The organism is Gaiella sp. (assembly GCF_039915195.1).
Classification (GTDB): Bacteria; Actinomycetota; Thermoleophilia; order Gaiellales; family Gaiellaceae; genus Gaiella.
In genome coordinates, this window is the sequence record NZ_JBDSNT010000149.1 from 16,972 (window position 1) to 36,383 (window position 19,412).

Consider the following 19,412-nt stretch of genomic DNA (forward strand, 5'->3'; position numbering starts at 1 on the left):
GCTACCGGGTCGAAGTGGTCGCCGGCAGCACCTTGCCGGGGTTGAGGATCCCGTTCGGATCGAAGCTCGCCTTGATCGCGAGCATCAACGGGATCAGGTCGCCATGTTCCTGCTCGAGAGCCCCGATCTTGCCGAGGCCGATCCCGTGCTCGCCCGTGCAGGTGCCGCCGCGCGCGAGCGCATCGTCGACGACGTTGTGAACGAGCTCCTCCGAAAGCCCGATCTCCGAGGTGTCGACCTGAACGGCGATGTGCAGGTTGCCGTCGCCTGCATGGCCAACGATGCCCGCATTCAGACCCAGCCGCTCGATCTCGGCGCGCGCGAAGCGCGCAGCTCCCGCAAGCTCCGTCAGCGGTACGCACACATCCGTCGCCCGCTCCTTCGTGCCCGGGAACTTCGCGGCCGTTGCGTTCGCAGCCTCGTGACGGGCCTTCCAGAGACGCGCGCGGGCGTCAGGATCACGCTCGGTGATGATCTCGGTCGCACCCTCGGCCGTCGCGATCGCCTGCACGAGCTCGAGGTCGGCGAGCACCAGCTCCTCGCTTCCCGAGGCCTCGATGAAGAGGCACGGCTCCTCCGGGAACGACGTCTCGGAATAGGCGTTCACGGCCGAGACGATCCACGCATCCAGAAACTCGACGCGCGTGACGCCCGAGCCCGCTGCAACCACACCCGCCGCTGTCCGGCAGGCGCTCTCGATGTCGGGGAAGGAGATGCGCAGCGCGACAGCCTGCTCCGGGATCGCGTGGAGTCGAACCGTCACCTCGGTGATGACCGCGAGCGTTCCCTCCGAGCCGACGAGCAGGCCCGTGAGGTCATAGCCGGCCGACGTCTTTGCCGCTCTCGAGCCGGTGCGAATGACGCGCCCGTCGGCGAGGACCGCCTCGAGCGCCAGAACGTTTGCGCGCGTCTTTCCGTAGCGCACCGTCGTCGTGCCGGCGGCGTTCGTCGCCGCCATCCCGCCGAGAGTCGCGTCGGCGCCCGGATCGACAGGGAAGAAGAGGCCGTGCTGGCCCACAGCGCGCTCGAGCGTGAGTCGCGTGACGCCGGCCTGCACGGTCGCCGTCAGGTTTTCCGGCGAGACGTCGAGGATGCGGTCGAGGCGCGAGAGGTCGAGGCTGATGCCGCCATGGACGGGGATCACATGGCCCTCGAGGCTCGTGCCGACCCCGAAAGGAGTCACGGGAACCCGGAGCTCGTTCGCGAGCGCAAGCACGACCGAGACCTGCTCGGTCGAGCCCGGGTAAACGACGAGGTCGGGCCGGTGGGGTGCGTGGAAGCTGAGGTCGGAGGCGTGGAGATCGCGCTCGGAGTCGCCGTCGCGGACGCGATCCTCGCCGAGTGCCTCGAGGAGAGCGCTTTTCACATCGAGGATGGTGGTCACTCGCCTGCTTCCGAGGGAAGGGTTCCCGCGAGCCGGTCGATGGCCCAGCGCATTCCGTCCTGCACGCACCTTTCGGCCTGCGCGCCGTCGCGGGCCTCACAGGCGACGAGGAGTTCGCGGTAACGGCCGACAGACTCCCGGAAGCGCTCGGCCGTCGAGAGCACGAGCCGGTTGTAGCGGTCCGAGCGCCAGAACAGCCGCTCCACTTCGTCGACGAGGCGCTGGCGGCCGCTCGCCCGGTAACAGGTCGCGTGGAACTCCCAGCGCTGATGAAGATACGCATCGACATCTTGCTCGACAGCGAGCTCGCGCAGGTGTCGAAGGGTTCGCTTCATCTGCGTGATCTCGGAGGGGCCGACCGAGACAGCGCCCACGCGAGCGGCGAGCCCTTCGAGGCCGAGCCGGGCTGCGTAGATCTCCTCGAAATCCTCCTGGGTAAGACGACTCACGACGGCGCGCCCCGTCGCGGTGACCGCAACGAAGCCCTCCCGTTCGAGCTGGCTCAGCCCGGCGCGCACCGGCGTGGGGGAGACGCCGAGCTGCTTCGCAAGGTCGCGTTGAACGAGTGGCGTTCCGGACGGCAGTTGGCCGCCGACGATCAAGTCGCGCAGCGCCCGTGCAACCCGCTCCTCGACGGACTCGCGCTCCTCGAGGGGTGCGATCGGTGCGATCAACTCTTCCATTCCGAGACAGTTTGCTCTAAACTCGCCCAGAATGCAATTTGATATTTCAAATCGCAAATGAGCGAAACCGCAACAGAAGATGTGCCGAGTCGGATCGGGGTCGATGTCGGTGGCACGTTCACCGATGTCCTCCTTCACACGGGCGACGGGCGGGTGCAGGTGCGAAAGCTCCTCTCGACCCCGCCGAGCTACGACCTGGCGGTCGTCGAGGCCGTCTCCGGACTCGTCGGCAGTGATCCACCGGCAGCGGTGAGAGAGGTCGTCCACGGCACGACCGTCGCGACGAACGCCGTGCTTCAGCGCCTCGGAGCCGAGACCGCGCTCATCACGACGGCCGGCTTTCGCGATGTCCTCGAGCTACGGCGCCTACGGATTCCCCACATGTACGACCTCTTCTGGCGCAAGCCGCCGCCGCTCGTCGAGCGTCGGCTGCGCTTCGAGCTCGCCGAGCGGATCGCGGCGAATGGGACGGTTCTGCAGCCGCTCGACGATGCAGACGTGCGCCATCTGGCGGATCGATTGCGCGGGCTCGAAATCGACTCGATCGCCGTCTGTTTCCTGCACTCCTACCTGTACCCGGAGCACGAGCAGCGCGTAGGGGCGATTCTCGCCGAGGAGTTGCCAAAAGCCAGTATCTCGCTCTCGAGCGAGATACTGCGGGAGCAGCGTGAGTACGAGCGGTCGGCGACGACGGTCGTCAACGCGTACGTGCGGCCGCTGATGGCGTCGTACATCGAACGCATCCGCACCGGCCTCGATGGGATCGGACTGGAGGACGCTCCCCTCCAGATCATGCAGTCATCGGGAGGTGTGATGACCTCCGACGACGCAAAGCTCCGTCCGGTGTTCGCTCTCGAGTCGGGGCCTGCGGCCGGCGTCGTCGCGGCACTCGGAATGTCGCAGCGGCTCGGACTGGACAACCTGATCGCGTTCGACATGGGAGGCACGACGGCGAAGGCCTCGCTGATCGAGAACGGTGCGATCGCTCGAGGCCGCGAGTACGAGGTGGGCGGCTCGATCTCCGCGGGAAACCGGCTGATCCGCGGAGCCGGCGAGCTGCTGCGTATCCCGACGATCGACATCGCGGAAGTCGGGGCGGGCGGTGGGAGCATCGCCTGGCTCGACCCGGCCGGCGGTCTTCAGGTCGGGCCGAGGAGCGCGGGCGCCGATCCGGGGCCGGCCTGCTACGGCCGGGGTGGCATCGAGCCGACCGTCACCGATGCCAACGTCGTGCTCGGCACGATCCCGGCGGGTCCGGTCGCAGACGGGCAGATCACGATCTCCCGTGAGCTTGCCGAGACGGCGATCTCCCGGGTCGCCGAGCCGCTCGGGCTCTCGATCGCGGAAGCGGCCGACGGCATCCATCGCATCGCAAATGCGCGAATGACGCGTGCGCTGCGCGCGGTCTCGTCCGAGAAGGGTCGCGATCCGCGCGAGTTCGCGATCATCGCCTACGGGGGATCCGGGCCTGTTCACGCCGGTGGGCTCGCCGAGGACCTCGGCGTGACGACGATCGTCGTCCCGCCCGTGGCGGGGCTGTTCAGCGCTGTCGGTCTGCTCTTCGCGCGGCCCGAGTTCCACGAGGTGCGCTCCTGCCATCTCGACGTGGATGCGGTCGATCCAGACACGATCAGTGCGCTTCTCGAGGAGATGCGGGTGCTGCTCGACAGCGCGTTTGCCGGGCGCGAGCAGCCGACCTGGGCACGTACCGCAGACCTCCGGTACGGCGGCCAAAGCTGGGAGATCGAGGTTGAGCTGCCCGACGGGACGGTCGATCGTGCGCTTCTCGCCGGCCTCCGCGCACGGTTCGAGGACGAGCACGAAGTGCTCTACGGCGTTCGAGGGCAGCCGGGTTCTCCCGTCGAGGTACGGGCAGTCCGGCTTGCAGCGCTCGGCGCCTCGGGCTCGACGCTGGCGTTCGACGTTGCCGACGCGCTCGTGCCGGACCGCGACGCCACGCGCCGCGTGTGGGTCTGCGGCGAGGTCCGAGATGTTCCCGTTCGCGCCCGCGCCTCGATTGCGAGCGATCCCGCCCCAGGCCCGTTGCTCGTCGACGAGTACGACACGACCGTCGTCGTCCCGGACGACTGGAGCGTCCGACGCCACCTCGAGACCGGAGCGCTCGTGCTCGAGAAGGGCGCAGGCTCATGACCGAACGTCCCTCGGCCGCCTCCGATCCCGTGACGCTGCAGATCGTCGCGAACGCGCTCCAGTCGATCGCCGACGAGATGGCGACCACGATCATCCGCACCGCGCACTCCACGGTCGTCCGCGACGGCATGGATTTCTCCGCGGCGCTCTGCGATGCACGCGGCGAGACGATCGCGCAGGCCGTCAGCGTCCCGTTTCACCTCGGGTCGATCCCGACCGCCATCGATTCGCTGCTCGGCCACTACGGCGACAGCATGCGCCCCGGCGACGTCTTCATCATGAACGATCCGTTCGACGGCGGGATGCACCTGCAGGACATCTTCATCGTCAAGCCTGTGCACCTCGACGGTGCGCTCGTAGGCTTCGCCGTCACGACAGCTCACCACGGCGACGTCGGCGGGCGCCTGCCCGGTTCGAGCGCGTGCGACAACACCGAGATCTTCCAGGAGGGCTTGCGGATGCCCTGGATCCGCTTCTACGCCGAGGGTGAGCCGGTCGAGGAAGTGCATCGGCTGATCGAGACGAACATGCGCATCCCGCGCATGACGTTCGGTGACCTCGGCGCCCAGGTCGCGGCGTGCTCGGTCGCGGAGCGCGAGCTACGGGCGCTCGCTGCCCGGTACGGGCGGGAGCAGCTCGCCGAGCTCGCGGTCGCTCTGATCGCCTACACCGAGCGCCTCGTCCGACAGGAGATCGCGACATGGCCTGATGGCAGCGCCTCCTTCACCGACTACCTCGGCTCCGACGGGATCGACGCGTGCGATGTTCCCATCACCGCCCGGATCACGATCGCGGGCGACGAGGTCGTCGCCGACCTGACCGACTCCGCGCCGATGGTGCGGGGCTCGCTCAACAGCACGCGTTCCTTCGTGATGGCGTGCGTCTATCAGGCGATCCGCTGTGCCCTCACCGTCGAGGTGCCGAACACCGCGGGGGCGTTCCGGCCGATCACCGTTCTCACGAGGCCCGGGACGGTGGCGGAGGTCGTCATGCCGGGGGCGTCCTCGATGCGCGGCGTGACGGGATTCCGGGTGCTCGACGCCCTCAACGGCGCGCTCGCCCAGTTGATCCCGCACAGGGTGCCGGCCGCGGGCGAGGGTGGGAACACGCTTGCCATCTTCGGTGCGAATCGGCCCGGAACAGACGAGCGGTTCGTCTTCTACGAGCTCGTCGTCGGGACCTGGGGGGGCACTCCGACGTGGGACGGCAACGACGGCCTCACCAACCCTGCAAGCCTCGCCGCGAACATACCGATCGAAGTCGCTGAGTCCGAGTTCCCGATCGTCGTCGAGCGCTACGGACTCGTGCCCGACACGGGAGGTGCCGGCAAGCACCGCGGCGGGCTCGCGGTCGAACGCGTCTGGCGCTGTCTGACCCCGGAGACGTCGCTGATCGTGCGTTCCGATCGTGCCGACCGACCGCCGTACGGCCTCTCCGGTGGAGGCAATGGCGCACCGTCGAGCAACGTTCTCCTGCGCCCCGACGGCACCGAGGAGGTGTTGCCCGCGATGTTCTCGACGACGATCGGAGAGGGCGACGTCTACGTCCACCGAATGGCGGGCGGCGGAGGTTGGGGCGATCCGCTCACGCGCGATCCCGCCGCTGTCGAGCGCGACGTTCGCGACGAGAAGGTGACCGCCGCTGCTGCAAGTGAGCTGTACGGCGCGGTGATCGGGGCCGACGGGCTGGTAGACGACGCGGCGACGGCCGCCCTACGAGACGAGAGGAGAAGGACGTGATCGCCAAGGCGGACGCCGTCGTGATCGGCGGCGGGATCATGGGCGCGAGTACCGCGCACTTCCTGAACAGATTGGGGTTCGGCGAGGTCGCGCTCCTCGAGAAGCGAAGGATCTGCGGCGGCTCGACGCAGTACTCCGCCGCTCACGTTCGTCAGCACTACTCGAACGAGGTCGGAATCAAGCTGGCGGTGCGGGGCGCGTCGATGTTCCGAAATGCCGAGGAGGAACTCGGAGGGTCGGCCGGCTTCCACCAGATCGGCTACATGCTGTTCGCGCCGCCCGAGGGTGAGCAGGCGCTTCGTGACATCATCCCGGTGCAGCAGGCGTTCGGGGTCGAGACATCACTCCTCACGCCGGACGAGGTGATGCATCGCTGGCCGCAGCTCCAACTCGACGGCGTTGCGCTCGCCTGCTACGAGCCGACGGCCGGGTTTGCCGATCCCGTGCAAACCGTGGAGTCGCTCGTTCGCTCGGCGCAACGCGGCGGACTCCACGTCTACGAGGGCGTCGAGGTGCTCGGCATCTCGACGGCGAGTGGGCGCATCACAGGGGTCGTCACCGGGGACGGCGAGATCACGACCGGCGTCGTCGTAAACGCCTGCGGCCCGTGGGGCGATCGGATCGGCCGCATGGTCGGCGTCGACTACCCGATCCTCTTCAGCCGTGAGCACGAGGCGATCTTCGATGCCCCGGCGCTGCAGGGGGCGGACGGATTCGAGGACTTCCCCGTGATCTCGGACGTCCCCCAGTGCTTCTACACCCGCCCGTACGTCGGCGGCAGAGTCCTCGTCGGTGAGGGGTGGCCCAAGGAGATGGAGCCGGTCGATCCCGAGACCTACGACGACGGCACGGACGAGACGCACCTGCAGGGAATGGTGCCAAAGCTGCTGAACAGGATCCCGTCGCTCGCTCCGACGCTCACGCAGCCGAACTACGGCGGCGCGTTCGTCACCGGCTACTCGGGCGTCTACGACATCACCGAGGACTGGTACCCCATCGTGGGCGAGGAGGAGATCGGCGGCTATTACTCGTGTTTCGGCGGCAGCGGGCACGGGTTCAAGATCGGGCCGGCGATCGGAGAATCGCTGGCCGCGACGATCGCGGGGCACGAGCCACCGATCGACATCTCGAGCCTCTCCGGGGCTCGTTTCTCGGAAGGCAAGACCTTCGGCTCGGTGTGGGGGCCCGGGAACCGCGCATGAGCCTCGACCCGATCACGTTCGAGGTGATTCGTAACGCCCTCGTGGCGGCGACCGACGAGATGGTACTCACCCTGCGTCGGAGCGCCTACTCGACGAACATAAAGACGCGATCGGACTTCTCCTGCGCGTTCTTCGACGCAGAGTTGCGCGCGGTCGCACAGGGGTTTACCCAGCCGGTTCACCTCGGCTCCATGGTCGAGCAGGTGCCCCATGCCGTGCGGGCCTACGGGATCGAGAACCTCGGTCCGGGCGACGTGATCATCACGAACGACCCCTACCCGAGCGGCGTGCATCTGAACGACGTCAGCCTGATCTCGCCCGTCTTCGTCGAGGAGGTCCTGCTCGGATTCGTTGCGAATCTCGCGCATCACGTCGACGTGGGCGGCGGCGCCCCGGCGAGTATCGGCGCCTTCCGCGAGGTCTTCCAGGAGGGCGTGATCATCCCGCCCGTGAAGGTCGTCGAAGCTGGGCGGATCGTCGACGACGTGTTCTCCCTGATCCTCGCCCAGATTCGCTCCAAGCACGAGACCGCCGGCGACTTCCGTGCCCAGATCGCGGCGAACGCGACGGGTGCGCGGAGGCTCGAGGCGCTCGTCGCGCGCCACAGCCATCCCACGATCATGGCCGCGATGCAGGAGTTGCTCGACTACACGGAGCGGCGCACTCGCGCCGAGATCGCCGCCCTGCCTCACGGAGTCTTCGAGGCAGAAGGCTCGGTCGATACCGACGGCTATACCGACGAGCCCGTGCGGTTGCGTGCTCGAGTCGAGATCACGGCGGACGGCGTGGTGTTCGACCTGACGGGGAGCGATCCGCAGCGGCGCGCTCCGGTCAACTCCACCTACGCGCAGACGTTCTCGGCCTGCGCCTACGCTCTCAAGTGCCTCGTCGACCCCGATCTTCCGGTGAACGACGGCTTCTACCGCCTCGTGCACCTCGATGCGCCCCGGGGGAGCGTGACCAACTGCACCTGGCCCTCGCCGGTCGTCGGCGGCTGGGAGACGCAGACCCGGCTCGTCGACATCATCTTCCGTGCCCTTCTCCCCTCCATGCCCGCCGCTCTTCCGGCCGGGACGAAGGCGATGATGTGCCACGCGGGCTTCGGTGGCGTCGATCCCGTGACGAACGAGTACACCTGCTTCCTCGAGACCTTCGGTGGTGGGTACGGTGGGCGCCAGTCGAGCGACGGCCCCGACGCCGTCCAGGCGCACGGCCAGAACACGGAGAACGCACCGATCGAAGAGACCGAGCTGAACTACCCGGTGCGTGTCGTGCGGCTCTCGCTCGTCGACGACTCGGAGGGTCCTGGGCGGTTCCGCGGCGGTCTCGGCCTGCGCAAGGACTTCCTCTTCGAGCGGCCGACGACGTTCACGGTTCTCTCCGACAGGACACTCGTCGGCCCTGCCGGCGCGTTCGGGGGGCAGGCGGGACGCGTTGCCGAGTACGTTCTGATCCGAGATGGGGAGGAGCGGCGGCTGCCGGCGAAGGGCACCATCGAGCTCGTCGCAGGCGACGTCGTGAGCTACCGCACCTGTGGCGGAGGAGGGTATGGGCCGCCGGAAGAGCGGGACACGGAGCGCGTGCTCCGGGACGTGCTCGAGGAGAAAGTCAGCGTCGAGCGGGCCCGTGAGCTCTACCGGGTGGCGGTCAGCGGGCGCGAGCTCGACCTTGCGGCGACGGCGGAGCTGCGCGGATGAGCACGGCCGTCGACCCGATCACGTTCGAGGTGATCCGCAACGCCCTCGTTGCGGCGACCGACGAGATGGTACTGGCGCTCAAGCGCAGCGCCTACTCGACGAATATCAAGACGCGCTCCGACTTTTCGTGTGCCTTCTTCGACACGGAGCTCAGGTCGGTCGCCCAGGCGTTTACCCAGCCAGTGCATCTGGGCTCGATGGCGCAGCAGGTGCCGCACGCGATCCGGCGTTACGGCCCCGAGAACCTCGGGCCGGGCGATGCGATCGTCACGAACGACCCGCACCCGAGCGGCGTACACCTGAACGACGTCAGCCTCATCTCGCCGGTTTACGTGGAGGACACTCTCGTCGGCTACGTCGCCAACCTGGCACATCACGTGGACGTCGGCGGTGGAGCACCAGCCTCCATCGGCGCGTTTCAGGAGGTCTTCCAGGAGGGCGTGATCATCCCGCCGGTGAAGGTGGTCAGAGGCGGGAAGATCCTGGACGACGTCTTCCGGCTGATCCTCGCGCAGATCCGGTCGAAGCACGAGACGGCGGGAGACTTCCGCGCCCAGATAGCGGCCAACGCGACGGGAGTGAGGCGGATCACGGCACTCTCGAACCGTCATGGCCGCGGGACCCTGATCGCGACGATGGACGAGCTGCTCGCGTACACGGAGCGGCGGGTACGCAACGAGATCGCACAGCTCGCGCCCGGAATTTACGCGTCCGAAGGCACCGTCGACAACGATGGGTACACCGACGTGCCCGTCCGCCTCCACGTCAGGATCGAGATCAACCCCGAGGGGGTCAACTTCGACACGACCGGGTCTGATCCGCAGCGGCGCGCGCCGGTCAACTCGACGTATGCGATGAGCTTCTCGGCCTGCGCCTACGCGCTCAAGTGCCTGATCGACGCCGATCTGCCCGTGAACGACGGCTTCTATCGGGTGTTCAGTCTCCACGCACCCGAGGGCACCGTCACGAACTGCACCTGGCCGGCGCCGGTCGTCGGTGGGTGGGAGACGCAGACCCGGCTCGTCGAGGTCATGTTCCGGGCGCTCATGCCGGCGTTCCCCGAGCGGCTCCCGGCCGGGACGAAGGGCATGATGTGCCAGGCGGGCTTCGGGTCGCTCGACCTTGCGAGAGGGAGCTACACGTGCTTCTACGAGGCCCTCGCGGGAGGCTACGGCGGCCGATTCGGAAGCGACGGTCCGGACGCTGTCCAGGCCCACGGCCAGAACACGGAGAACGCGCCGATCGAGGAGACGGAGCTGAACTATCCGGTGCAGATCGCCCGGCTCTCGCTCGTCGAGGACTCCGAGGGGCCAGGGCAATTCCGGGGTGGCCTCGGGCTGCGGAAGGACTTCCGCGTCCTCCAGCCGACGACGTTCACGATCCTCGCCGATCGCGACCGGAACGGCCCCTGGGGCGCCCTCGGCGGCCACGACGCGGCCGTCGCCGAGTACGCGTTGCTCCGCGACGGGATCGAGACGCACCTCGGCTCGAAGAGCACGACCGAGCTCGTCGCGGGTGACATCGTGAGCGTGCGGAGTTGCGGCGGCGGCGGCTACGGCCCGCCGGAAGAGCGGGATCCAGAGCGGGTCCTGCGCGACGTGCTCGAGGGCAAGGTCAGCGCGGAGCGAGCGCGCGAGGAGTACCGGGTTGTGATCGACGATCGCCGCCTCGACGAGTCGGCCACCAACGAGCTGAGGAGAGGAACTGCATGAGCGTGCGTCTGGCGATCGACATCGGAGGAACGTTCACCGATGCGACCCTGATCGACGAGGAGACCGGCGAGGTTGCGATCGCGAAGGTCTTGACGACACCGGCAGACCCGTCGGAGGGATTCATGCAGGCGGTCGACAGGGCGCTCGCGGAAGGCGGCGTGGCGGCGGCTCAGGTGAGCTTCGTCGTCCACGCGACTACGGTTGCGACGAACGCGATCATCGAGGGCAAGATCGCGCGCAGCGGCTTCGTCACGACCGAAGGATTCCGCGATCTGCTCGAGATCGCGAGGCAAGTACGGCCCTCCTTGTACGACACGCAGTTCGAGAAGGCAAAGCCCCTCGTCCCTCGCGACCGCGCTGTCGTCGTGGGAGAGCGGCTCGGTCCGAAGGGAGAGGTACTGCGACCGCTCGAGGATGATTCCGTGCGCGATGCTGCTGCGATCCTCCGGCGCGAGGGCGTCGAGTCGGTGGCCGTCTGCCTGCTTCACGCATACGTCAACCCCGAGCACGAGCAGCGCGTCGGGGTGATCCTCGCCGAGGAGCTCCCGGGCATCCCGGTTTCACTGTCGTCGGACGTTGCGCCCGAGTTCCGGGAGTACCTGCGTGCGTCGACGACGGTGATCAACGCGGTGATCCGGCCCGTCGTCGAGCGCTACCTGCAGAGGATCGAAGGAAGGCTGGAGGCCGCGGGAATCGAAGCGAAGCTCCTCGTCATGCAGTCGAGCGGCGGCATATTCGGCTCCGGCGCAGCGAGCGTTCGTCCGGTGTTCATGGTCGAGTCCGGCCCCGCAGCCGGCGTGATCGCGTCGGCGTACCTCGGGGAAACGCTCGGCCAGCCGGACATCCTCTCCTTCGACATGGGCGGCACGACCGCCAAGGTCGGGTTGATCCAGGGTGGCCGACCGTCGGTGACGAAGGACTACAACGTCGGCGGCCATGCCGGAGCGGGAATCGGAGGGATGTCGCTCTCGGGCTATCCCGTGCGGACACCTGTCGTCGATCTCGTCGAGATCGGCGCCGGCGGTGGGTCGATCGCATGGGTCGACTCGGGTGGCCTACTGCGTGTCGGGCCTCAGAGCGCCGGAGCCGATCCCGGGCCAGTGTGTTATCGCCGCGGCGGCGTCGAGCCAACGGTAACCGACGCGAACGTCGTCCTCGGCCGACTCAACCCGAACTACTTTCTCGGTGGCGAGATCGGGCTCGACGTGGACGGTGCCTCGCGGGCGATCGAGGAGCGCTGCGCCGGGCCGCTCGGCCTCACCGTCACGGAGGCTGCGAACGGGATCGTCGAGATCGCCAATGCTGCGATGGTCAACGCCCTACATCTCATCTCCGTGCAGCGGGGGTATGACCCACGCGACTTCGTCCTCGTCGGATTCGGCGGAGCCGGGCCTGTGCACGCAAACGCCCTGGCGCGCGACGCCGAGATGCCGACGCTGCTGATCCCCCGCAGCCCCGGGATCTTCTCGGCCACGGGACTCCTCACGACCGACCTCAAGCGCGACACGGCAACCACCATCATGCGCCGCCTCGACGATCTCGACCGGATCGAGGTCGAGGCCGTCTTCGCCGGGCTCGAGGTCGAGGGGAGGGCCGAGCTGGCGGGAGAGGGGCTCGCGGACGAAGCGATCGAGTTCGTCCGTCAGATCGACCTGCGTTACGTCGGTCAGAGCTACGAGCTGACGGTGCCGGCGGGAGACCGGCTGCTCGAGCGGTTCCATGCCGAGCACGACCGGACGTACGGCTTCAACGCTCCGGAGGAGCCCGTCGAGGTCGTCAGCCTGCGGCTGACGAGCATCGGCAGAATCGCGAAGCCGCCGGCCCGGCCTCTCGAGGCGGGCGACTGCCCCGCGCCAAAGGAGCGCAGGCCGGTCTACTTCGCGGAGGCAGGCGACTACGTCGACTGCCCGATCTACGATCGCTATGCGCTCCCGGCGGGCGCCCGGTTCGATGGTCCCGCGATCGTCGAGGAGTTCGATTCGACCACCGTCGTCCACCCGCACTTCGCCGTCACGGTCGACGATGTCGGGAATCTGATCATCCTGAGGGAGGCGCCGTGAGCGAGTACGGGATCGTCCTGTCGAAGAACGTCATGGTTCCGATGCGCGACGGCGTCCGCCTCGCCTTCGACATCTACCGGCCGGCGAGGGACGGGGCCTTCGCCGACGGGTCCTTCCCGACGATCATGCTCCACACCCCCTACGACAAAACTGACAAGCGGTACAGCGAGATCGCGGACTACTTCGTCCCGAAGGGATACGCCGTGGTGCTGATCGACCTGCGCGACCGCTACTGCTCGGAGGCGTCGGGCGTCTACTACCACGCCGCAACGCCGCACACCGGTCGCGACGGCTACGACATCTGCGAGTGGATCGCCGCGCAGCCCTGGTCGAACGGCCGGATCGGCACCGTAGGCAGCTCGTACGCCGCGATCACGCAGGTGCGCACCGCGCTCGAGAGCCCACCTCATCTGACCGCGATCTGGCCGGATGTCGTCCCCACGAATAGCTTCCAGAACCAATGCCGCGAGGGTGGCGCGATGCAGCAGCACATGTTCTGGGCGCTCTTCATCCATGCGCAGGATGCCCGGGAGATCGCGGACGACCCGGGGAAGCAGCAGGACGTCTGGAACGACCTCCGCGATCTCCGACAGCTCTTCCGGGCGACGCCCTGGAGGCGCGGCCAGACGTCTCTGCGGCACGTACCTCCGCTCGAGGACTCGCTCCTCGACTACTACACGCGAGGCACCTACGACGCCTACTGGGACCGCGTCGAGCACAACTACACGCGGTACTGGGATCAGCACGCGGACATCCCGGTGACGCTTTCGACCGGTTGGTATGACCCGTTCCCTACGGCCGACACCGAGTACTTCATGGCCATGGCGGCGCAGAACAGCGCCCCGGCGCGGCTCGTCGTCGGCCCGTGGAGCCATGTCGGGATGCGCGGGGACGCAACCTATTGTCTCGACGTCGACTTCGGCGCGGAGAGCGCGTGGGGCGTAAAGCGCTACTTCGACGAGCAGCTCGAGTTCTTCAACCGGTGGCTTCCCGACGGCTCGACGGGGCAGCCTGCCGCCGAGGCGCCCGTGCGGATCTTCGTGATGGGGGGAGGATCCGGCCTGAAGACCGCCGAGGGCAAGCTCGACCATGGCGGACGCTGGCGCGAGGAGTGGGAGTGGCCCCTCGCGCGGCGTGTGGAGACGGCGTACTACCTGCACGGCGATGGTTCGCTCGCAACCGGTGAGCCGTCTGCCGATGCGCCGCCACGCACGTTCACGTTCGACCCGGCCCATCCCATCCCCACGATCGGTGGTCTCCATTGCTCGATCGGCGAGCTGCCCTCCGACGGTGCCGGGATGGAACAGGCCTGGGCGCGATTCCTCAGCCCGGTGCTGCGGTTGCGCGACCTGCTGACGCCAGGGCCGGCCGATCAGGCCGAGTCGCCTGCGATCTTCGGGTCGGAGCAGCCGTACCCCCGTCTGTCCGAGCGGCCGGACGTCCTCGTCTTCCAAACGGAGCCGCTCGAGGAGCCCGTGGAGGTGACCGGCCCGATGACCGTGCACCTGTGGATCTCGTCGAGTGCGCTCGACACCGACTTCACGGCGAAGCTCGTGGACGTGCACCCGGCCAACGCGGACTATCCCGCCGGCTACGACATGCTGCTCAACGACTCCGTGATTCGCTGTCGCTACCGCGAGGGCTTCGATCGCGAGGTGCTCCTCGAGCCCGGTGTCCCCGTGCCGGTCACCATCTCCCTCCCGCCGACGAGCAACCTGTTCGACGTCGGCCATCGGATTCGGGTCGATATCTCGTCGTCCAACTGGCCGCGCCTGGACGTCAACCCGAACACGGGCGAGCCGATGGGGCGGCACACGCATCAGGTCGTCGCGGAGCAGACCGTGTACGTCGACGCCGAGCGGCCCTCGCACATCGTCCTGCCGGTGATCCCTCGCTGAACGAGACCGTGACCGGACCAGTGGACTGGCGCGATGTTCCCGCCGGGGAGTTCACGATGGGGAGTGACCCGGCCGCGGAGTTCGCGCCCGAGCCGGACGAGGCTCCGCAACACAGCGTGCCGGTCGCTTCCTTTCGGATCGGCCGCACGCAGGTGACGAATGCGGAGTATGCAGTGTTCGTCGCGGCGTCGGGCTATTCCGCTCCGTCGCACTGGCCGGACGGTGCACCAACGGCCGACCAGGAGTCTCATCCGGTCTCGTACATCTCGTGGGAGGACGCACGTGCGTTCTGCGCCTGGGCAGGCGGCTTCCTTCCGACCGAGGCGCAGTGGGAGCGGGCTGCTCGCGGTGACGATGAACGCGCGTGGCCGTGGGGCGACGATGCGCCTACCTTCGAGTGCGCCACGTTCGGTGCCTCCGGGACGTCGGCGGTAGGCCTGCACGTCGCCGGTGCGAGCCCGTTCGGCGCTCTCGATCTCGCCGGCAACGTCTGGGAGTGGACGGCGAGTGCGTATCGCGCGTATCCCTACCGTGCTGCCGACGGCCGGGAGGACGCCGAGTCGTCGGAGCCGCGCGTCGTGCGCGGGGGCGCTTACAGTCACGGGGCGGGTGAGATCCGCTGCTCCTACCGGCACGGGATGCTCCCGGGGGCCGTCGACCACTACGTCGGCTTCCGCCTCGCGTGCGCACCGGACGCGCGGATCGGGCTCGATCTCGCTCTCGTCGACGTGCCGTCGGGCGACGTGCGGCTCGGCAACGACCCGCGCCGCTCGCAAGGAGTAGCACTGCCCGGCGAGGCGCCGCAGCACGTCGTGTCCGTGCCTGCGTTCAGGTTGGCCGCGACCCCGGTGACGAACGCGCAGTACTTCGAGTTCGTCGAGGCGACGAACCATCCGGCGCCCCCGCACTGGGCCGACGGCGTCATTCCCGATGGGCTCGAGCAGCAGCCGGTGACGTACGTCGACTGGTTCGACGCAGGCGCATACTGCCGCTGGGCTCAGGCCCGCCTACCGACCGAGGCAGAGTGGGAGAAGGGAGCCCGCGGAGCTGACGGCCGGCTCTACCCGTGGGGCGACAACGAGCCGGAGCCACTTGACATTGTGTTGAATCAACACAATATCCGGGCGCTCGCCGCGTTCGGCCTGGGCTCGAAAGAAGGGGCGCCGACGGCCGTCGGGAGCTTCGCGGAGGGTGCGAGCCCCTACGGCGCGCTCGACATGGCCGGCAACGTTTGGGAGTGGGTCAGCAGCGCCTACGCGCCGTACCCGTACCGGGAGGACGACGGGCGCGAGGAACAGGCGACGGGCCTTCCCCGCGTGCTGCGTGGGGGCTCGTATGCCAGCACGAGCCCCCACTACCTCCGCGGCGCGATGCGAAGCCGTAGCTCTCCTGGGCGACGCTCGGCCCACATCGGCTTCCGTGTCGCCCGCTCTCCCGTGGGCTGAGCTCATTGTCCGTCCATCTCTGCGCCTGGGCGGGCGCGCTTCACGAGGCGATTGGAAGTCGAACGGTGGAGCTCGGCCAGCCGGACATCGAACAGATCGTCCACGACCTGCGCTCTGCGCTGGGCGAGGAAGCGTTCGCCGAGGCGTGGGAGCAGGGACGGGCGATGACGCTGAACGAGGCGCTCGACTACGCGCTCGAGGAGGCCGATCCGGAGACTCCATAGCCGCCAACCATATTCCTGGTAGTCTTATGGTATGCGGTCTACCATCGACAAGGCAGGACGGCTCGTCGTCCCCAAGATCCTGCGCGACCAGATCGGGCTTCGTGCGGGCGCCGTGGAGCTGATTGCGGACGGAGCCGGGATCAGGATCGAGCCCGTGCCCGGTGACGGCCTCGTCGAGGAACGTGGGCGGTTGATCATCCCGGCCTCCGGCGCAGGGGTCGACGACGAGCTCGTACGGGCGCTCCGCGATGCCGACCGGCGCTGATCAGGCTCCGCCGGAGTCGCTCGTCGATACGAGCGTGGCGGTAGCGCTCGTCGTCGCCGACCACGCGCATCACGACGCGGTCGTCGCCGCGATCGGAGCGCGTCGCCTCGGGCTCGCGGGGCATGCGGCGTTCGAGACGTTCTCCGTTCTCACACGCCTGCCACCGCCTGCACGGCGAACGGCGGACGTCGTCGAGCAGCTGCTTCGCTCCAACTTCCCCGCGTCCCGCTTCCTCGGCGCGCCCGAGAGTGCCGCGCTGCTCGATCGGCTCGCGGGACTGGGCATCGCCGGCGGTGCCGTCTACGACGCACTCGTCGGCGCCGTCTCGGTGGCCGAGCGCATTCCCCTCGTCACGCGCGACACCCGAGCCGTGGAGGCCTACCGCGCGCTCGACGTTGACTTCGAGTTGATCGGTTGATGGGACTGGTCGTGCAACATTCCTCCGAGAAAGGAAGCACCACATGATCGAGCACGCCGATGCCGACCGTCTTCGCGACCTCACGCTCGAGCTCGTAGAGGTGGAGAGCCCCACGGGCGATACCGCCGAGGTTGCCCGGCTCTATGCCCGCCGCCTCGAGGAGGTCGGGCTCGGGGTGGAGGTTCTCGATGAGGTCTTTCCCGCAACGCCCATCGTGATCGGCCGCCTCAGCGGCAGCGAGCCCGGACCGACCGTGGTTCTCAACGGGCACCTCGACACGGTGCCGATCCCCCATGCACCGCCGCGCGTGGAGGGTGACCTCGTCTACGGCCGCGGCACCGCCGACATGAAGGGCGCGCTCGCCTGCGCAGCCGAGGCAGCCCGCGCCGTCAAGTCGCTCGACTCGTTCCCGGGAGAGCTCGTCGTGCTCGCGACCGGGCTCCACGAGTCGCCGGGCGGCCGCGGCGAGGATCTCGCCTGGCTGCTCCAGGAGCACGGGTTCAAGGCCGATGCCGTCATCGTCTGCGAGCTCGGCAGTGACCGGTTCATTGCGGCCCACACAGGGTGTGCGACCTTCGAGATCGTCGTCTCGCGGCCCGGCGAGGCGACGCACGAGCTGAAGACCGAGGCGGGCACGCCGCACCCGATCGTCGCTGCCGGCAAGGTGATCGACGCGGTTTCAGCTCGAAGCGCGGCGCTCGGCGCGGCCGAGCACCCGCTCGTCGGCTCCGACACCTACTTCTTCGGGGAGGTGGACGGCGGTGACTTCTACAACCGGTTTCCGACCACGTGCCGGCTCGTCGGTACGCGCCGGTGGGCGCCGGGGAGCGTCCTTGCAGACGCCGACAGGGAGTTCCGGGAGCTGCTCGCCCGCGTCGCCGCGGAGACCGGCTGCACGATCGACCTCGACCTGCGACTCGTGCGCGAGGCCTACGAGATCGATCCCGAGCATCCGCTCTCGCTGGCCCTACGGCGTGGCTACGCGGACGTGACGGGCGTTGAGCTACCCATCTCCGGGGGCAAGCTCGTGGCGGACGCCGCGTTCTTCAACGGCGAGTGCGGGATCCCGGCCGTCTACCACGGTCCCGCGGGAAGCGGCGCCCACGGCGATGTCGAGAGCGTGCCCATCTCGGAGCTCGTTCGCGCGACGAAGGTCTACCTGCGAGTGCTCGAGCACCTGTGGGCTTGAGCGAGGCGCCCCTCAGCTACGACAAGCTGCGATCGTTGCATCGCTGGTCGCTCCCCGAGCGCGTGAACATCGGCGTCGAGATCGCCGACCGGCACCTGCGCTCCAAACCCGCGATCCTCGTCACCGACGGCCGTGAGATCACCCGGACGATCACCTTCGGCGAGCTCAGTGAGGCCTCTAACCGGCTCGCAAACGTCCTTGTGGCAAAGGGGGTCGAGGCTGGCGACCGGGTTGCGCTGATCCTCTCCCAGCGCCCCGAGACGGCGATCGTCCACATCGCGATCTACAAGCTCGGCGCGATCGCGGTGCCACTGAGCGGCGCATTCGGTAGCGATGCACTCGGGATGCGGCTGCGCGGATCGGACCCGAGCGTCGTTCTCGGAGAGCGGGAGTCGCTCGAGCGCGTGGCCGCCCTCGGCTTCGACGGCGTGCTGATCGACGTCGACCACGACCTCGAACCACTGCTCGCTGCAGCATCGCCCGACTTCACGGCCGCGCCGACCACGCCCGACACGCCTGCGCTGCTCGTCTACACCTCCGGCACGACGGGCCCGCCGAAAGGCGCGCTCCACGGACACCGTGTGCTCGCCGGTCACATGCCCGGATTCGAGCTCTCGCACGACTTCTTTCCCCAGCCGGGAGACCGGATCTGGACGCCTGCCGACTGGGCCTGGATCGGCGGGCTCTACGACGTCGTCATGCCGGCACTCGCACACGGGGTGCCCGTTGTGGCGTTTCGGACGCCGCGGTTCGACCCCGAGCAGGGGTTCGACGTGATCGCGAACGCGGGCATCCGGAACGTGTTCATGCCCGCGACGGCGTTGCGGATGATGCGCCGGAGCGACGGGGTGCCGGTTGCCCTGCGCACGATCGCAAGTGGCGGAGAGACGGTCGGAGAGGAGACGGCCGCGTGGTGTCGCGAGCGGTTCGGGGTGCGGTTGAACGAGTTCTACGGGCAGACCGAGGCGAACCTGCTGATCGGGAACTCCGCTGCCTGGCCCGAGCGGCCGGGCTGGATGGGTCGCGCGTACCCCGGTCACGAGCTGCGCCTCGTCGACGGCGAGATTGCCGTGAAGGTGGAGGGCGATCCCGTCGTCTTCCTCGGCTACTGGCGGGACGAAGTGGCGACGGCGGCGAAGGTGCGCGACGGCTGGCTCCACACGGGTGACCTCGCCGAAGTGGACGAGGAGGGGAACTACCGGAGCGTCGGCCGTACGGACGACCTCATCTCGAGTGCTGGTCACAGGATCGGTCCGGGAGAGATCGAGGAGTGCTTGATCCGTCACCCGGCCGTGGCGATTGCCGCCGCGATCGGGGTGCCGGACGATGTTCGCGGAGAGGTCGT

The 19,412-nt window shown here is 68.4% G+C and carries 15 protein-coding genes; 13 read left to right on the forward strand and 2 right to left on the reverse strand.

Translation table 11 applies throughout. From position 1 onward, the window contains the following. Position 1: 1 nt before the first annotated feature. Positions 2 to 1,384, reverse strand: a complete 1,383-nt coding sequence (locus tag ABIR74_RS13615) for an FAD-linked oxidase C-terminal domain-containing protein (protein WP_348179045.1) — start codon at positions 1,382 to 1,384, stop codon at positions 2 to 4. Continuing rightward, entirely contained in the window at positions 1,381 to 2,067 is a 687-nt protein-coding gene (locus ABIR74_RS13620) for a GntR family transcriptional regulator (protein ID WP_348179047.1), read from the reverse strand. Before ABIR74_RS13620 ends, ABIR74_RS13615 begins: the two co-directional genes overlap by 4 nt. 57 nt (positions 2,068 to 2,124) lie before the next feature. Between ABIR74_RS13620 and ABIR74_RS13625 the strand changes: the two genes are divergently transcribed. The 13 genes from ABIR74_RS13625 to ABIR74_RS13685 all read left to right on the forward strand — a co-directional run. Further along, positions 2,125 to 4,218, forward strand: coding sequence for a hydantoinase/oxoprolinase family protein (locus ABIR74_RS13625; RefSeq protein WP_348179049.1), 2,094 nt, complete (start codon positions 2,125 to 2,127; stop codon positions 4,216 to 4,218). Continuing rightward, positions 4,215 to 5,957: a hydantoinase B/oxoprolinase family protein gene (locus tag ABIR74_RS13630; RefSeq protein ID WP_348179050.1), complete on the forward strand. Its 1,743-nt coding sequence runs from the start codon at positions 4,215 to 4,217 to the stop codon at positions 5,955 to 5,957. The genes ABIR74_RS13625 and ABIR74_RS13630 overlap by 4 nt, the downstream gene beginning before the upstream one ends. After that, positions 5,954 to 7,159 carry an FAD-binding oxidoreductase gene (locus tag ABIR74_RS13635; RefSeq protein WP_348179052.1) on the forward strand — a complete coding sequence of 402 codons (1,206 nt, stop codon included), beginning with the start codon at positions 5,954 to 5,956 and terminating at the stop codon, positions 7,157 to 7,159. The genes ABIR74_RS13630 and ABIR74_RS13635 overlap by 4 nt, the downstream gene beginning before the upstream one ends. Further along, the gene (locus ABIR74_RS13640) at positions 7,156 to 8,856 is read left to right on the forward strand and encodes a hydantoinase B/oxoprolinase family protein (protein ID WP_348179054.1); all 1,701 of its coding nucleotides are present in this window, start codon (positions 7,156 to 7,158) and stop codon (positions 8,854 to 8,856) included. Before ABIR74_RS13635 ends, ABIR74_RS13640 begins: the two co-directional genes overlap by 4 nt. Continuing rightward, the gene (locus ABIR74_RS13645) at positions 8,853 to 10,568 is read left to right on the forward strand and encodes a hydantoinase B/oxoprolinase family protein (protein ID WP_348179056.1); all 1,716 of its coding nucleotides are present in this window, start codon (positions 8,853 to 8,855) and stop codon (positions 10,566 to 10,568) included. The genes ABIR74_RS13640 and ABIR74_RS13645 overlap by 4 nt, the downstream gene beginning before the upstream one ends. Next, a complete protein-coding gene (locus ABIR74_RS13650) occupies positions 10,565 to 12,628 on the forward strand; it encodes a hydantoinase/oxoprolinase family protein (RefSeq protein ID WP_348179058.1) in 2,064 nt (687 codons plus the stop codon). Before ABIR74_RS13645 ends, ABIR74_RS13650 begins: the two co-directional genes overlap by 4 nt. After that, entirely contained in the window at positions 12,625 to 14,526 is a 1,902-nt protein-coding gene (locus ABIR74_RS13655; RefSeq protein ID WP_348179060.1) for a CocE/NonD family hydrolase, read from the forward strand. The genes ABIR74_RS13650 and ABIR74_RS13655 overlap by 4 nt, the downstream gene beginning before the upstream one ends. An 8-nt stretch (positions 14,527 to 14,534) precedes the next feature. Beyond that, a complete protein-coding gene (locus ABIR74_RS13660; RefSeq protein ID WP_348179062.1) occupies positions 14,535 to 15,971 on the forward strand; it encodes an SUMF1/EgtB/PvdO family nonheme iron enzyme in 1,437 nt (478 codons plus the stop codon). Between the two features lie 65 nt (positions 15,972 to 16,036). After that, complete coding sequence (locus ABIR74_RS13665) at positions 16,037 to 16,195, forward strand: hypothetical protein (RefSeq protein WP_348179064.1); 159 nt, start codon at positions 16,037 to 16,039, stop codon at positions 16,193 to 16,195. Between the two features lie 31 nt (positions 16,196 to 16,226). After that, on the forward strand, positions 16,227 to 16,460 hold the full coding sequence (locus ABIR74_RS13670) for an AbrB/MazE/SpoVT family DNA-binding domain-containing protein (protein ID WP_348179066.1): 234 nt from the start codon (positions 16,227 to 16,229) through the stop codon (positions 16,458 to 16,460). After that, positions 16,444 to 16,878 (forward strand): type II toxin-antitoxin system VapC family toxin, encoded by a 435-nt coding sequence (locus ABIR74_RS13675; RefSeq protein ID WP_348179068.1) that lies wholly within the window; start codon positions 16,444 to 16,446, stop codon positions 16,876 to 16,878. Before ABIR74_RS13670 ends, ABIR74_RS13675 begins: the two co-directional genes overlap by 17 nt. Before the next feature lie 43 nt (positions 16,879 to 16,921). Continuing rightward, complete coding sequence (locus ABIR74_RS13680; RefSeq protein WP_348179070.1) at positions 16,922 to 18,067, forward strand: M20 family metallopeptidase; 1,146 nt, start codon at positions 16,922 to 16,924, stop codon at positions 18,065 to 18,067. Then, positions 18,064 to 19,412 (forward strand): AMP-binding protein (locus ABIR74_RS13685; protein ID WP_348179072.1); only part of this gene is annotated, 1,349 nt, incomplete at its 3' end. The genes ABIR74_RS13680 and ABIR74_RS13685, both read left to right, overlap by 4 nt.

Coding starts and splice junctions, on each gene's coding strand:
- ABIR74_RS13680 (WP_348179070.1), top strand. CDS start 16,922: ATGATCGAGCACGCCGATGCCGACCGTCTTCGCGACCTCACGCTCGAG.
- ABIR74_RS13620 (WP_348179047.1), bottom strand. CDS start 2,067: ATGGAAGAGTTGATCGCACCGATCGCACCCCTCGAGGAGCGCGAGTCC.
- ABIR74_RS13645 (WP_348179056.1), top strand. CDS start 8,853: ATGAGCACGGCCGTCGACCCGATCACGTTCGAGGTGATCCGCAACGCC.
- ABIR74_RS13625 (WP_348179049.1), top strand. CDS start 2,125: ATGAGCGAAACCGCAACAGAAGATGTGCCGAGTCGGATCGGGGTCGAT.
- ABIR74_RS13670 (WP_348179066.1), top strand. CDS start 16,227: ATGCGGTCTACCATCGACAAGGCAGGACGGCTCGTCGTCCCCAAGATC.
- ABIR74_RS13650 (WP_348179058.1), top strand. CDS start 10,565: ATGAGCGTGCGTCTGGCGATCGACATCGGAGGAACGTTCACCGATGCG.
- ABIR74_RS13630 (WP_348179050.1), top strand. CDS start 4,215: ATGACCGAACGTCCCTCGGCCGCCTCCGATCCCGTGACGCTGCAGATC.
- ABIR74_RS13675 (WP_348179068.1), top strand. CDS start 16,444: ATGCCGACCGGCGCTGATCAGGCTCCGCCGGAGTCGCTCGTCGATACG.
- ABIR74_RS13640 (WP_348179054.1), top strand. CDS start 7,156: ATGAGCCTCGACCCGATCACGTTCGAGGTGATTCGTAACGCCCTCGTG.